Below are 15,215 nucleotides of genomic sequence, written 5' to 3'. Positions count from 1 at the left end.
CACAGTTTCTTACACGCAGCTTCTTGCACGGCTACTTGGCGATAATGCCGTACTCTCTGTCGAGAATGTCTATGATTTCGGCTTTGGGTTCGGCAGATTGCAGTAGTTTTTGACCGGTGATTTTTTCAGCGATATCGGTGTAGGTTTTACTTATGTCGAGCATCACGGCTTCGGGTAGCTCGTTGTTCTCGGCGAGTGCGTAGCGCTCTGCCATTCGGTCCTTGTTGGTCAGGATGTCGGCGTCAAAGCGATCGAGCAAAATTTGTCGAAACTTTTCTTTGGACTTTTCTAGCACTACGCCCGACCTCAGCGCTTCGCCGTCCCAGATGCGAGACGAGTCGGGGGTGCCGACCTCATCCATATAAATCATTTTTTGTTGGCCGCTGGCATCTTTGACATAACCAAATTCAAATTTGGTATCGACGAAAATTTGATCGAGCTTGGCAAGCTCATCACTGATCACCGTAAAACCCTGGCGCAAGAGCTGCTCGTAACACTGAATGTCTTCAACCGAATTAAAATTAAAGGCGGCGTAGTTATTTTCAATATCGCTGCGGCTGATATTGACATCGTCGACTTCGGGCACGCCGGGCACACCAGTAATAATGCCTTTGGTTGACGGCGTAATCAGTAATTCGGGCAACTTTTGATCTTTGTTTAAACCTTCGGCTAAACGCTCGCCGCAGAATTCGCGTTCACCTTTGTTATAGGCGCGCCACATCGAGCCGGTGATGTAGTTGCGGGCGATGGCTTCGATCATCACCGGTTTGGCTTTTTGTACGATCCACACCAGCGGATGAGGCACGTCGAGAATATGGCTGTCAGCGAGGCCCTTTTCTTTAAATAACTGGAACCAGTGTGCACTGATGGCATTCAGTGCCGCACCTTTACCCGGTATGCCGTCGAGGCCGTTTTCACCGCGCCAAAGGCACTCAAAAGCACTGATTCTGTCGCTGATGACCATAACAGCAAGTTCGGCGTCGGCGGCGACATCGTAGTTTTTTTCTTTGATTAGGCGGGCGCTATCGGCCTGGTTGAGCCAGTACACTGAGCGCACCTTGCCATTGTGCACAGTTTTATTTGTACGAACAGGGAGGTCGTTATTACTTGTTAATACACCTAAGGAGTGGCTCATAGTCTTTCCTAAAACACAAATGGCTGGTGGGCCGATTCACGGGCAACACTGCGGCGCAGCGCCGCGCCTTGCAGTTTTGTGAAAAACGGCGAATTTTAACAGTTTCACCCAGGAATGGCATTATTTGGCCTTTCTGCAGCCCCCGTCAAAAGCTAATATAAGCGCTGGATTAACCAAAGAGATGGACTCGTTTGTGAAGCGCACCGTTATGCTGCTTGTACTGCTGTTGTCGAGCGTCGGATTGCAGGCCGATGGCAATCAAGAATTTGAAGACTGGTTAGTAGCCTTAAGGGCCGAAGCCTCGGCTAAGGGCATCAGCCAAAATACCATTGATCTTGCTTTAAGTGACGTGCAGTACAAAAAACGCGTGGTGAAATCAGATCGAAAGCAGGCTGAATTTGTTGAAAGCTATCACGACTATATTGAAAAGCGTGTCAGTGCCCAGCGGGTATCGATGGGGCAGGCCTACCTTGTAAAACACGCCGAAGCGCTCGCCAAAGTGGCCGATGCCTACGGCGTGCCGGCGCGCTTTATTGTTGCGATTATTGGTGTTGAAACAAATTATGGCAGCTATAAATTACAGCACCGCTTGTTTGATGTGCTGTGCACCCTGGCCTTTGATAAGCGCCGCGCAGCGTATTTTCGCAAAGAGGTGTTTGCAGCACTGGAAATTCTCGATCAGGGTTATGGCGAACACGAACAGTTGCGCAGCTCATGGGCAGGCGCGCTGGGCACGCCTCAGTTTATGCCGTCAACGTATTTGCAGTACGCCGTTGACTTTGATGGGGATGGCAAAAAAGATATTTGGCGCGACGGCCTCGACCTTTACGCTTCGGTTGCCAATTATTTAAGTCGCTACGGTTGGAATGAGCGCCAGGCCTGGGCGAGAAAGGTGATTGTGCCACCGGCTAAGCAAGCTCAATTTAAAAGTGAAAAAGCAGATGTGGTTGCGCCGGCAAAAAGTTGTGAGCGTTACGCTAAGCATTTTGCTGCCTGGCGAACGTTAGAGCAGTGGGACAAGCAAGGCTTGAGGCGTATGACTGGCGCACATTTGCCCAATGTCGATATGCCGGCTGCGTTATTGATTAGCAATCCTGAGCTCAGTCACGGCTACCTTGTGTACCACAATTTTTGTGTGCTGATGCGCTACAACCCTTCGTTTAAATACGCGCTGTCTGTCGGCGTGTTGGCCGATAGGATTCAATAAACTGCTTGCAGGTCTTTTATTGCTGAGCGTTTTATTGTGAGGTGTTTTGTTGCGGGGCCGGTTCAAAACCTTAAGGTCTTTTTTCGGTGATTTGACTTAAGTGCTGTGAGCCGAGTGCTGTAAGCGGAGTATTTTGCGAAGGGCGTGTGTAAAACTTACCGTTTAGAGCAAAAAGCTCAAAGCGCTGCGATAAGCATCGGCAGCGCCCGGCAAAAATTAGTCGGCCGGAACAACAGATTTTAACTAGAGCTACGGTGTTTTCTAGTCTTTAGCTTGTCGTTCCGGCAAGCGCAATAAATTGAATTAAAACGCGTCTTTTGCGACAGAAGGGCGGCCTTCGCGGCTGCTGTAGTCGCGCGGTGTCGCGCCGGTGTAGAGCTGGCGTGGACGGCCGATTTTAACACTCTCGCCGAGCATTTCGTGCCAGTGGGCAATCCAGCCTACTGTGCGGCCCGTGGCAAAAATCACAGTGAACATATCGGTAGGAATACCGATCGCTTTCATGATAATACCAGAGTAGAAATCGACGTTCGGGTAGAGTTTCTTCTCGATAAAGTAGGGGTCTTCCAGAGCGATTTGCTCAAGGCGCTTGGCGATAGCGAGCAGTGGGTCGTTATCGAGGCCGAGCTCAGCCAGCACTTCGTCGCAGGTCTCTTTCATAACCTTGGCGCGCGGGTCAAAGTTTTTGTAGACGCGGTGGCCAAAACCCATCAGGCGGAACGGGTCGTTTTTATCTTTGGCCTTGGCTACATATGCATCGATATTGCTGACATCGCCAATTTCTTCGAGCATCTTCAGTACAGCTTCGTTGGCGCCGCCGTGTGCGGGGCCCCACAGTGTTGCAATACCTGAAGCGATACAGGCAAACGGGTTGGCACCGGAAGAGCCGGCCAGGCGCACGGTTGAGGTCGATGCGTTTTGCTCGTGATCGGCGTGCAAGAGGAAGATCTTGTCCATGGCGCGAGCCAATACAGGATTAACTTGCGGGTCGTCGCACGGGGTGCCGAACATCATGTGCAAAAAGTTTTCTGCATAGCCGAGCTTGTTATCCGGGTACATAAATGGCTGGCCCTGGCTGTGCTTGTAACACATCGCAGCGAGGGTGGGCATTTTGGCAATCAGGCGGTGGGCAGAAATGATGCGGTGGCGGGGGTCGGTGATGTCGAGTGAGTCGTGGTAGAAGGCGGAGAGCGCGCCAACGATGCCACACATCATTGCCATCGGGTGCGAGTCGTGATGGAAGCCGCGGAAGAAGCGGGAGATCGACTCGTGCACCATGGTGTGAGTCGTAATAATATCGACAAATTCTTTGTATTCGCTTTCGCTTGGCAGTTCACCGTGCAGTAGCAGGTAGCAGGTTTCGAGGTAGTCGCTGTTTTCAGCAAGTTGGTCGATGGGATAACCGCGGTGCAGTAATTGGCCTTTGCCGCCATCGATGTAGGTGATTTTAGACTCGCAAGATGCGGTGGATACGAAGCCTGGATCGTAAGTGAAGTAACCCTGCGAGGTGAGGCCGCGTACGTCGATTACATCTGGGCCCATGGTGCCAGCATAGGTCGGCAGTTCAATATTGGCGTCTAAGCCATCAACCGCCAAGGTTGCTTTCTTATCTGTCATTCTAGACTCCTATCATTAATATTCTGTCGCTTGCATGATGTGCATGGCACAGTGCAAGCTGCTAGGTGTTATTGCGCTCGGTAGTAGAGGACCCATCGAAGCAGATCGACATCCCGTTTGGATTTGCTTTGATTTATTTGGGTGTGCTTTGGCGCGTTTTGTGACGCAGCCGCAATTTGCCAGGGCGGGATTATAGTGCGCATTGCCCCTGCTTTTGAATACGCATTTTGTTTATCCGCTGAAAAATCTACGCGCCTGGTTAATGATTAAACAGTGCTGCTTTGATTTGGTGCGTATGCCTGGGGCGTGCTTTCATAAAATGCACCAAATTGGGCGTTATCTTGCTCTAAGTGTGCGCCTTTTTATGAATGTTTGTAATTTGTTAGGCGCGTAAATATAATTCGTGCGCGCCATTTGGGGGCCGTCATTTGTTGATGGTTTTTTTGTGCGAAATGACGCCTTGATCAACATTCATTGTGTGGCCGGAGAAAAGTTTTTGCTTTGATCCGTTTCTAATAATAAGTAGTACCTTTGTTGTTCAATTAGCGCGTGGAACGTCGACTATTGTTTGGGTTGTCGTTTTTTCTTCATTATTAAAAGGGTGTGGCACTGTCGTGGATAAAAGACCAGTAAACCTCGATCTCTCTACGGTTAAGTTCCCAGTCACAGCAATTGCGTCGATTTTGCACCGGGTGACCGGTGTGGTGTTGTTGGCGGGAGTGCTGATTTTACTGTGGGCTTTAGATCAAAGTTTATCCTCGCAAGAGGGTTTTGATTTTATAAAAGAATTATTGGCGAACGTATTAGTTAAGTTGGTGGTATGGGCCATTTTGGCCGCTGTTATTTACCATTTTGTTGCAGGCGTGCGCCATTTGTTTATGGATCTTGGTTTTTGGGAAGAACTTGAAAGCGGCAAGGCCAGCGCCACCGTGACCATCGCTCTTTCCGTTGTATTGATTGCGTTAGCGGGGGTTTGGTTATGGTAACGGCAGCTACAAGTTTTAGTCGCAGCGGGCTATCGGATTGGATTTTACAGCGCTTTACAGCGGTCGTTCTCGCAGCGTACACCGTTTTTATCGTTGGCTATTTAGTTTTAAATCCGAATTTGGATTACGCCACGTGGAGCGAATTATTTTCGTGTTTGTGGGTGCGCATATTTAGCCTGCTGACTCTCGTATCTATTGTTGCCCACGGCTGGATTGGTTTGTGGGTGGTGTTGACCGATTACGTGACGTCGCGCTTTATGGGTAAAGCCGCGTTTGCTATTCGTGTGATAGTCCTTTCCGTTTACGCCGTTGTGAATGTGGTGTTTTTGGTTTGCGGCGTTGAAATTTTCTGGGGGATCTAATCGATGGCGAATATGCGTACTATGACCTTTGACGGTATCGTCATCGGCGGCGGCGGTGCAGGTATGCGCGCTGCATTGCAGCTGGCTCAAAGTGGCTTTAAAACTGCAGTAATCACAAAAGTATTTCCAACCCGCTCGCACACGGTAAGTGCGCAGGGCGGTATTACCTGTGCGATTGCCTCGGCTGACCCGCAGGACGACTGGCGCTGGCACATGTACGACACCGTAAAAGGTTCGGACTACATCGGTGACCAGGATGCAATCGAATATATGTGCGCAACCGGCCCAGAGGCGGTATTTGAACTCGAACACATGGGTTTGCCGTTTTCGCGTACGGAAGAGGGGCGTATTTATCAGCGTCCTTTTGGTGGCCAGAGTAAAGATTTTGGCAAGGGCGGTCAGGCTGCTCGTACTTGTGCTGCGGCTGACCGTACCGGTCACGCGCTGCTTCACACGCTTTATCAAAACAATGTTAAAAACAACACCGTTTTCTTAAACGAGTGGTTTGCTGTCGACATCGTTAAAAACCAAGACGGTGCGGTTGTTGGTGTGATGGCCATCAATATGGAAGATGGCGAAGTTGTTTACATCAAATCAAAAGCGACCGTGTTTGCTACCGGCGGTGCCGGTCGAATTTACGCATCTACTACCAACGCTCATATTAATACCGGTGACGGTGTCGGCATGGCGCTGCGCGCTGGTTTCCCGGTGCAAGATATCGAAATGTGGCAGTTCCACCCAACTGGCATTGCCGGCGCAGGGGTACTGGTAACCGAAGGTTGTCGCGGCGAAGGTGGTTATCTTGTCAATAAAGACGGCGAGCGCTTTATGGAGCGTTACGCGCCAAATGCCAAAGACCTCGCTGGTCGCGATGTTGTCGCCCGCTCAATGGTGCTCGAGATTCTTGAGGGCCGCGGCTGTGGTGAAAATGGCGATCACGTTTTCTTGAAATTGGATCACTTAGGTGCTGAAACGTTAAATGCGCGCCTGCCCGGTATTCTTGAATTGAGCCGAACGTTTGCTCACGCCGACCCAATTAAAGAGCCCATTCCTGTTGTGCCAACTTGCCACTATATGATGGGTGGTATTCCAACCAATGTTGATGGTCAAGCGCTGACGCAAGACGCCGGCGGTAACGACCAGGTGATCGATGGTTTTTACGCCTGTGGTGAGGTTGCCTGTGTATCGGTGCACGGTGCAAACCGCTTGGGTGGTAACTCTCTGTTAGATCTTGTGGTCTTTGGTCGCGCGTCAGGTCTGTTTATTGAGAAAAGTCTGCGCGAGGGTGTTGAGCTTCGCGATGCGAGTGATTCGGATTTTGAAGCGGCGCTCAGTCGTTTAGATAAGCTCAACAGCAATACCGGTGGAGAACAGGCAGCTGTGGTGCGCAAAGACTTGCAAAATATCATGCAGAACCACTTCGGTGTATTCCGCAAGGGCGAGTTTATGCAAGAGGGCATTAAAAAGCTCGACGAGCTGCGCGGTCGCGTTGAAAACCTTGAGCTCGCCGATAAGACCATGTCTTATAACACCGCTCGCATTGAAGCGCTCGAGGTTCAGAATTTGTTTGAAGTCGCCGAGGCGACAGCTATTGCCGCGGAAGAGCGAAAAGAAAGTCGCGGTGCGCACGCGCGTGAAGACTTTCAGGAGCGCGACGATGAAAACTGGTTGTGTCACAGTATTTACGACCCGAACAATAAAAAGGTCAGCAAGCGCGATGTGAACTTTGCACCGAAGACCGTCGATAAGTTCGAACCGAAAGTTCGTACTTATTAATAGCGATAGGAGTGAATCAAATGTTGAAAGTTGAAGTGTATCGCTATAACCCGGACACGGATAAAGCGCCACGCATGCAAAGCTATGAGGTCGATACCCAGGGCAAAGACCTGATGGTGCTCGACGTGCTTGAACTGCTCAAAGAGCAAGACCCGTCGCTGGCTTATCGGCGCAGTTGCCGCGAGGGTGTCTGCGGTTCCGACGGCATGAATATCAGTGGCAAAAATGGCCTGGCCTGTATTACACCGCTTTCCGAGTGTGTCAAAAACAACAAGTTGGTTCTGCGGCCGCTTCCTGGCTTGCCGATTATTCGCGACTTGGTTATCGATATGGCGCAGTTTTATGCGCAGTACGAAAAGATCGAGCCGTTTTTGCAGAACAGTACGCCAGCACCGGCGATTGAGCGCAAGCAAAGCCCCGAAGATCGCGCCAAGCTTGACGGTTTGTACGAGTGCATACTCTGTGCGTGTTGCTCAACAAGCTGTCCGTCGTTCTGGTGGAATCCGGATAAGTTTATCGGTCCGGCCGGTTTGCTTCAGGCTTATCGCTTTTTGGCAGATAGTCGCGATACCGCGACCGATGACAGATTGGCGAGCTTGGATGACCCCTATAGTGTGGTACGCTGTCACGGCATTATGAACTGTGTTGATGTCTGCCCGAAAGGTTTGAACCCAACCAAGGCAATCAGCAGCATTCGCAACATGATGTTGCAGCGCGCAACCTAAGTGCATGTTGGGCTGAATTTATTTTTAACTTGGCTTTATGTACTCAGCGCTCTGCCAGCGGTTTTTTGTGCTGTTGGCGGGGCCGCTTGAAGTGGGTTTAGGGTGGGGCTTGGGTTTTTTAGAAGCGAGCCAGGCGCAACAAGATAGTTATATATTTGGTGTCGCAGTTTTTGCTAAGTGGCCTGTTCAAGCTTAAGCCGCGAAAACTGTGTGGAATAATAGTGGAAGCCCAAAAGGCTTTGTGGATAATGTGCTGGCGGTAGCGGCAAAGGGCTCGGGGCAGCTGCCTGAACTATACTCTACAGTCGCGTCGCAAACTGACATTGTCTGATATCAATTATCGTTGATTACGTAGTACAAGGTCCGTATTTACGGGGATAAAAATGCAAGAAAGTTTAATGGAGCTGCTCTGGAGTACCTCTCATTTTTCGGGCGGTAATGCTCCATATGTTGAAGAACTCTACGAGTCATATTTAAAAGATCCTAATTCCGTGCCCGAGAGCTGGCGCGAGACCTTTGATAAGTTGCCCCGTGTTGAAGGCAACGTCGCCAGCGACGTTCCTCACTCTGAAATTATCGATTATTTTGAGCAGCTCGGCCGCTCAAATGTACGCTTTAGTGCCAAGCCGGGCGAAGGCGGTGGTGCCAGTGTCGCCCATGAGCGCAAGCAGGTTGAAGTGGTTCAGCTTGTTAATGCCTATCGTTTAAGTGGCCACCAGCGCTCCAATATCGACCCGCTGGGTTTGCAGGCCAAGAAAAATGCACCCGATCTTGATTTATCGTTTCACGGCTTAAATACGGCTGATCTCGATTCTGTCTTCCAGACTGGCGATCTTAGTTTTGGTTATGCTGAAGGCCTGTTAAAAGATATTATCGGTGACTTGGAAAAAACCTACTGCGGCAATATCGGCGCAGAGGTCATGCATATCACCAATTATGAAGAGCGCCGCTGGTTGTTGCAGCGCTTGGAGAGCAGTCGCTGTCAGCCGAGCTTTGACAACGAAGCAAAAGAAAGCATTTTAAAGCGCATGACTGCAGCCGAGGGTTTGGAGCGTCACCTGGATTCCAAATACCCCGGTACGAAGCGTTTTGGCCTGGAAGGCGGTGAAGCTTTTATCCCTTTAATTGATGCCACCATTCGTCGCACTGGTTCTTACGGTGCCAAAGAGATGGTTATCGGCATGGCCCACCGCGGCCGCTTAAACACTCTCGTCAACGTATTGGGTAAAAATCCGGCTGACCTGTTTGATGAGTTTGAAGGCAAAAAACTGGTCGATACTTCCGGCGATGTAAAATACCACCAGGGTTTCTCATCGAATGTGATGACACCCGGCGGTGAAATGCACCTGGCTTTGGCGTTTAACCCGAGCCACCTAGAGATCGTATCACCGGTGGTGGAAGGTTCTGTGCGCGCGCGCCAAGATCGCCGTGAAGATAGTGACGGTCACAAAGTTATTCCTGTGGTTATTCACGGGGATGCGGCCTTTGCCGGCCAGGGTGTGGTTATGGAAACCTTCCAGATGAGCCAGACCCGCGCTTATAAAACCGGCGGCACCATTCATATTGTTATCAATAACCAGGTCGGTTTCACCACTAACAAGCAAGAAGATGCGCGCTCGACGGATTACTGTACCGACGTGGCGAAAATGATCGAGACACCGATTTTCCACGTCAATGGTGACGATCCTGAAGCTGTTGTCTTTATCGCCAATCTGGCCGCCGACTACCGCAACGAATTTAAAAAAGATGTGGTCATTGATCTGGTTTGTTATCGCCGTCGCGGTCACAACGAGACCGATGAGCCGAGCGCGACTCAGCCGCTGATGTACAAAGCCATTCGCGCCCACAAAACGACGCGTACCATTTATGCCGATAAGTTGGTTGCTGAAGGTGTCTTGAGCCAGCAGGCGGCCGATGATATGGCCAAGGCTTATCGCGATATGCTCGATCGCGGTGAGGCTGTCGCGCGCGGTTTGGTGAGTGAGCCGGACAAGAGCCTGTTTGTTGACTGGAGCCCATATATTGGCCACGACTGGCAGACACCAGCTCAGACCGGCGTTGAATTGCCAGCGCTGCAAGAAGTGGCTGAGAAAATCTGCCACGTGCCCGACGGTGTTCAAGTGCAGCGTCAGGTGGCCAAAATTTACGACGACCGCCGCAAGATGGCCGGCGGCGCGCTGCCGATCAACTGGGGCATGGCTGAAACCCTGGCCTATGCAACCTTGCTTGAAGAGGGGTATCAGCTTCGCCTGACCGGGCAGGATGTTGGTCGCGGTACCTTTTCTCACCGTCACGCGGTGGTGCACAACCAAAAAGACGGCGAGAGTTATATCCCGTTGCAAAACCTCAAAGAAGGGCAGCCGGACTTCGATATTTACGATTCATTGCTGTCTGAAGAAGCCGTGCTTGCATTTGAGTACGGTTACGCAACCACGGCGCCAAAAGGTTTGGTGGTTTGGGAGGCGCAGTTTGGTGATTTTGCCAATGGTGCGCAGGTCGTTATTGATCAGTTTATTACCTCGGGTGAACACAAGTGGGGCCGCCTGTGTGGCCTGACCATGCTGTTGCCCCACGGTTACGAAGGGCAGGGCCCCGAACACAGCTCCGCCCGCCTCGAGCGTTTTATGCAGCTGTGTGCTGAGCACAATATTCAAGTCTGCATTCCGACTACGCCGGCTCAGGTTTTCCATATGCTGCGTCGCCAGGCCATTCGCCCAATGCGCCGCCCGCTGGTTGTGATGAGTCCAAAGTGGATCTTGCGTCACAAGCTTGCTACCTCAAGCCTCGAGGAGCTCAGTGAAGGTAAATTCTACCCTGTGCTGGGCGAAAAACAGCTCGAAGCCGCTAAGGTCAAACGAGTCGTGCTCTGCAGCGGTAAGGTTTATTATCACTTGCTCGAAGCGCGCGAAGAGCGCGAGCAGGACAATGTCGCACTGGTGCGCATTGAGCAGCTGTATCCCTTCCCCGAAGAGGATTTGCGTCTAGCGCTTGAGCCATTTGCCCATGTTAAAGACGTGGTGTGGGTTCAGGAAGAGCCGATGAACCAGGGTGCTTGGTACAGCAGTCAGCACCGTATGCGCCGTGTGGTTGAGCGCGTCAATAGCGATGCCTATTTGCGTTACGCAGGGCGCGCAGCGTCATCCGCACCGGCAGCGGGTTATATGTCACTACACCTTGAAGAGCAGCATAAGTTTGTTGATGCCGCTCTGGATCTGGATGTTTAAATTAGATATTTATTGAGCCTTTTAATCGAGCCAAAAAACGGAAAAACCAAGAAATGACCACTGAAATCAAAGCGCCTACTTTTCCGGAATCCGTCCAAGACGGCACCATTGTCACCTGGCACAAGCAAGTGGGTGAAGCGGTAAGCCGCGATGAGCTGCTTGTTGAAGTTGAAACGGACAAAGTTGTATTGGAAGTTGTTGCACCGGCCGATGGCACTGTCGCTGAAATTATTAAAGGCGAAGGTGACGTTGTTGAGAGCAATGAAGTGCTCGGTAAGATTAGCGAAGGTGCCGTTGCGGCGCCGGCGGCCGAGCCGAGCTCTGCGCCGGCAGCAACGAGCAGCAGTGTCGCTGCTGAAGATATTAAAGCCGCGCCGGCCGCGCGCAAGCTGGCTCAGGAAAAGGGCCTGGACTTGGCCAGTATTACGGGTACAGGCAAAGGTGGTTTAATTACTAAGGCGGATGTACAGGCGTTTGATGCGGCTCCGGCTGCTGCACCGAGTGCTCCGGCGCCGGCACCATCAGCGCCGTCTGCAAAAGCCCCCACACCGGCTGTTTCGGCGCCAGTTGAAGTAGCAGCAGGGGAGCGCGTTGAAAAGCGTGTGCCGATGACCCGCCTGCGCGCTCGCATTGCCGAGCGCCTGCTCGATGCAACTCAGAGCACCGCCATGTTGACAACCTTTAACGAGGTCAATATGGCGCCGGTGATGGCCCTGCGCTCAAAATACAAAGATCAGTTTGAAAAACACCACAACGGTACGCGCCTCGGTTTTATGGGCTTTTTTGTTAAAGCTGCGGTTGAAGCGCTGCGCCGTTTCCCGGCTGTAAACGCGTCCATTGATGGCAAAGATATCGTTTATCACGGTTATCAGGATGTCGGTGTTGCGGTCAGTACCGAAAAAGGTTTGGTTGTGCCGGTATTGCGCAATGCTGAGAATCTCGGCCTTGCCGACATTGAATCCGGTATTCGCGATTTTGGTTTGCGCGCGCGCGATGGCAAGCTCGGTATTGAAGAAATGACCGGCGGCACCTTTACCATTACCAATGGCGGTGTGTTTGGTTCGCTGTTGTCAACGCCTATTCTAAACCCACCTCAGTCTGCCATTCTCGGCATGCATAAAATCCAGGAGCGCCCGATGGCGGTCAACGGTGAGGTGAAAGTGCTGCCTATGATGTATCTGGCACTGTCTTACGACCACCGAATTATCGATGGTAAAGACGCTGTGCAATTTCTGGTTGCGATTAAAGACCTGTTGGAAGATCCGGCTCGCATCCTGCTGGAAATCTAAGCCGTATTATTCAAATTTAATTTACATATTTTTTAGGATTTTAATTTATGTCTAACAAATACGACGTAATTGTTATCGGTTCTGGCCCAGCAGGTTATGTTGCTGCAATTCGTGCAGCGCAACTAGGTTTAAAAACAGCCTGTGTTGAAAAGTGGCGCGATAAAGACGGCAAGGGCGTGAATGGCGGTACCTGTTTGAACGTCGGCTGTATTCCATCAAAAGCGCTGCTCGATAGTTCTCACAAATATCACGAAGCGCACGCAGCTTTCGGCGGTCACGGCATCAGTACTGGCGATGTACAAATTGATGTGCCGTCAATGATTAAGCGCAAAGATAAAATCGTTAAACAAATGAACAGCGGCATCAGCGGTTTGTTTAAGGCAAACAAAGTTGATTCGCTTTTTGGCTCGGGCAAATTGCTTGCCGGTAAAAAAGTTCAGGTTATTGATGCAGATGGCAACGAGAGCGTATATGAGGCGGAGAATGTTATTCTCGCTTCAGGTTCGGTGCCGGTTAATATTCCTCCTGCGCCGGTTGACGGTGAAGTTATTGTTGACTCTACCGGTGCACTTGAATTTCAAGAAGTACCTGAGCGTCTCGGTGTTATTGGCGCTGGTGTTATTGGTCTTGAGCTCGGCTCAGTCTGGGGTCGTCTCGGTTCTAAAGTTGTATGCCTTGAAGCGCTGGACAGTTTCCTTGCCATTATGGATCAGACCATTGCCAAAGAAGCGAAAAAAATCCTCACTAAGCAGGGTTTGGATATTCGTTTAAGCTGCCGTGTGACCGGTACCGAAGTGGTTGAGAAAGGCGGTAAAAAAGAAGTGGTGGTGACCTATACCGATCAAGATGGTAAGGATGCAACCGAAACCTTCGATAAATTAATTGTTTGTGTTGGTCGCCGTCCATTTACCGATGGCCTGCTGTCTGAAGATTGTGGTGTTAAGCTTGATGAGCGCGGCTCTATCTATGTAAATGACCTTTGTTCAACCAGTGCCCCAGGTGTTTGGGCGATTGGTGATGTTGTGCGCGGACCTATGCTTGCTCACAAAGGCTCGGAAGAGGGTGTTATGGTTGCCGAGCGTATCGCCGGTGAAAAAACCGTGATGAACTACGACATTATCCCGAATGTTATTTACACCCACCCGGAAATTGCCGCAGTCGGTAAAACCGAAGAGCAGCTCAAGGCCGACGGTGAAGAATATAAAGTGGGTACCTTTCCATTTATTGCGATTGGCCGCGCCGTGGCCGCCGATGAAGGCGAGGGCATGGTGAAAATGATCGCGCACGAAAAAACCGATCGTGTTCTCGGTTGTCATATTGTCGGCCCTAACGCCGCTGATTTGGTTCAGCAGGTTGCGATCGCAATGGAGTTTGGCTCAACAGCTGAAGATATTGGTTTAACTGTCTTTGGTCACCCGACCTTCTCTGAAGCTGTGAAAGAGGCTGCGCTGGCAGTGAATGGCCACGCGATTCATATGCCAAATCGTAAAAAACGTTAAGTTTTTGTTTTGATTGACTTTGAAATGGTCGCCCTAGGGCGGCCTTTTCTTTAACTGAAAATTATACAAAGCCGCCAAAGAGCGGTTTAAGCACACAGATGTGTGATCAGCCTGTGCCCAGGTAATGTGGTGCGTTTACCGTAGGCTGGCGTCCTGATCAGGATGAGGGTACTTGTCTAGTGTCGGCCACAAGCCGTTACATAACCGTCATTGATTTAATGGTAAATAAAAATGAACTTACACGAGTATCAAGGCAAACAATTGTTTGCAGAATACGGTCTGCCCGTATCTAAAGGTATCGTCGCTGAAACGCCTGCTGAAGCGGTTGCTGCAACAGCTGAGCTTGGCGGCGATACTTGGGTTGTTAAAGCTCAGGTTCACGCAGGTGGCCGCGGTAAGGCCGGCGGTGTGAAGCTGGCCAAGAGTAAAGGTGAAGTTGAAGAGTTTGCTCAGCACTGGCTGGGTAAAAATCTCGTAACCTATCAAACGGACGAAAATGGCCAGCCTGTTAATCGTATTTTGGTAGAAGACTTAACTGATATTGCGCAAGAGCTGTATCTCGGTGCAGTGGTTGATCGTTCTACCCGTCGTGTTGTGTTTATGGCCTCTACCGAAGGTGGGGTAGAGATTGAAAAGGTTGCTGAAGAGACGCCTGAAAAAATTCTCAAAGCGATTGTTGATCCGCTGACTGGCGCTCAGCCTTATCAAGGTCGTGAACTCGCGTTTCAGCTGGGCTTGGAAGGCAAGCAGGTTAAGCAGTTTACCCAGATCTTTTTAGGCCTTGCTAAAATGTTTGTCGAAAAAGATTTGGCTCTGCTTGAAATCAACCCGCTGGTTATTACCGGTGAGGGCGACCTCCATTGTCTGGATGCGAAAATTAATATCGACGGCAATGCCCTTTATCGCCACCCTGAATTAAAGGCGATGCACGATCCAACACAAGAAGACGAGCGCGAAGCGCACGCTGCCAAGTGGGAGCTGAATTACGTTGCCCTCGACGGCAATATCGGCTGTATGGTCAACGGTGCGGGTCTGGCGATGGGCACCATGGACATCGTTAAATTGCACGGCGGTCAGCCTGCCAATTTCCTCGATGTGGGTGGTGGTGCAACCAAAGAGCGCGTTGTTGAGGCGTTTAAGATTATTTTGTCGGATGACACGGTCTCTGCTGTGTTTATTAATATTTTCGGCGGTATCGTTCGCTGTGACCTGATTGCAGAAGGTGTAATCGGTGCGGTTGAAGAAGTGGGTGTAAAAGTACCTGTTGTGGTTCGCCTTGAAGGTAATAATGCCGAGCTTGGTGCCAAAGTACTTGCCGACTCCGGCCTGAATATTATTGCTGCGACCAGCCTGACGGATGCGGCGCAGAAAGTTGTAGAAGCAGCGGGGAACTAA

11 protein-coding genes are annotated in these 15,215 nt (G+C 50.8%); 9 read left to right on the top strand and 2 right to left on the bottom strand.

Translation table 11 applies throughout. The annotated features are described in order from the left end of the window. Nucleotides 1-31: 31 nt before the first annotated feature. Entirely contained in the window at nt 32-1,135 is a 1,104-nt protein-coding gene (locus CFK45_RS00260; protein ID WP_096084405.1) for a phosphoribosylaminoimidazolesuccinocarboxamide synthase, read from the bottom strand. Nucleotides 1,136-1,328: 193 nt separating this feature from the next. Here CFK45_RS00260 and CFK45_RS00255 point away from each other — a divergent pair, with 193 nt between their 5' ends. Continuing rightward, on the top strand, nt 1,329-2,342 hold the full coding sequence (locus CFK45_RS00255; RefSeq protein WP_158224557.1) for a lytic murein transglycosylase: 1,014 nt from the start codon (nt 1,329-1,331) through the stop codon (nt 2,340-2,342). Nucleotides 2,343-2,645: 303 nt separating this feature from the next. Here CFK45_RS00255 and gltA read toward each other — a convergent pair whose 3' ends face one another. After that, the gene (gltA, locus tag CFK45_RS00250) at nt 2,646-3,959 is read right to left on the bottom strand and encodes a citrate synthase (protein WP_096084403.1); all 1,314 of its coding nucleotides are present in this window, start codon (nt 3,957-3,959) and stop codon (nt 2,646-2,648) included. Nucleotides 3,960-4,435: 476 nt separating this feature from the next. On the opposite strand from gltA, the gene sdhC reads away from it, so the two are divergent. From sdhC to sucC, 8 genes are all read left to right on the top strand, one after another. Beyond that, nucleotides 4,436-4,945 (top strand): succinate dehydrogenase, cytochrome b556 subunit, encoded by a 510-nt coding sequence (gene sdhC, locus CFK45_RS00245; protein ID WP_349677391.1) that lies wholly within the window; start codon nt 4,436-4,438, stop codon nt 4,943-4,945. Continuing rightward, complete coding sequence (gene sdhD, locus CFK45_RS00240) at nt 4,939-5,307, top strand: succinate dehydrogenase, hydrophobic membrane anchor protein (RefSeq protein WP_096084402.1); 369 nt, start codon at nt 4,939-4,941, stop codon at nt 5,305-5,307. The genes sdhC and sdhD overlap by 7 nt, the downstream gene beginning before the upstream one ends. A 3-nt stretch (nt 5,308-5,310) precedes the next feature. Next, nucleotides 5,311-7,083: a succinate dehydrogenase flavoprotein subunit gene (sdhA, locus tag CFK45_RS00235; RefSeq protein ID WP_096084401.1), complete on the top strand. Its 1,773-nt coding sequence runs from the start codon at nt 5,311-5,313 to the stop codon at nt 7,081-7,083. 20 nt (nt 7,084-7,103) lie between these two features. Further along, nucleotides 7,104-7,808 (top strand): succinate dehydrogenase iron-sulfur subunit, encoded by a 705-nt coding sequence (locus CFK45_RS00230; protein WP_096084400.1) that lies wholly within the window; start codon nt 7,104-7,106, stop codon nt 7,806-7,808. 383 nt (nt 7,809-8,191) lie between these two features. Beyond that, nucleotides 8,192-11,032 (top strand): 2-oxoglutarate dehydrogenase E1 component, encoded by a 2,841-nt coding sequence (locus tag CFK45_RS00225; RefSeq protein ID WP_096084399.1) that lies wholly within the window; start codon nt 8,192-8,194, stop codon nt 11,030-11,032. Between the two features lie 53 nt (nt 11,033-11,085). Continuing rightward, nucleotides 11,086-12,321, top strand: a complete 1,236-nt coding sequence (gene odhB, locus CFK45_RS00220) for a 2-oxoglutarate dehydrogenase complex dihydrolipoyllysine-residue succinyltransferase (RefSeq protein ID WP_096084398.1) — start codon at nt 11,086-11,088, stop codon at nt 12,319-12,321. A gap of 47 nt (nt 12,322-12,368) precedes the next feature. Beyond that, nucleotides 12,369-13,820: a dihydrolipoyl dehydrogenase gene (gene lpdA, locus CFK45_RS00215; protein ID WP_096084397.1), complete on the top strand. Its 1,452-nt coding sequence runs from the start codon at nt 12,369-12,371 to the stop codon at nt 13,818-13,820. 231 nt (nt 13,821-14,051) lie between these two features. Then, complete coding sequence (gene sucC / locus CFK45_RS00210; protein WP_096084396.1) at nt 14,052-15,215, top strand: ADP-forming succinate--CoA ligase subunit beta; 1,164 nt, start codon at nt 14,052-14,054, stop codon at nt 15,213-15,215.

This window comes from Agaribacterium haliotis (assembly GCF_002312815.1).
Classification (GTDB): domain Bacteria; phylum Pseudomonadota; class Gammaproteobacteria; order Pseudomonadales; family Cellvibrionaceae; genus Agaribacterium; species Agaribacterium haliotis.
This window is presented reverse-complemented; position numbering and strand designations above follow the sequence as displayed.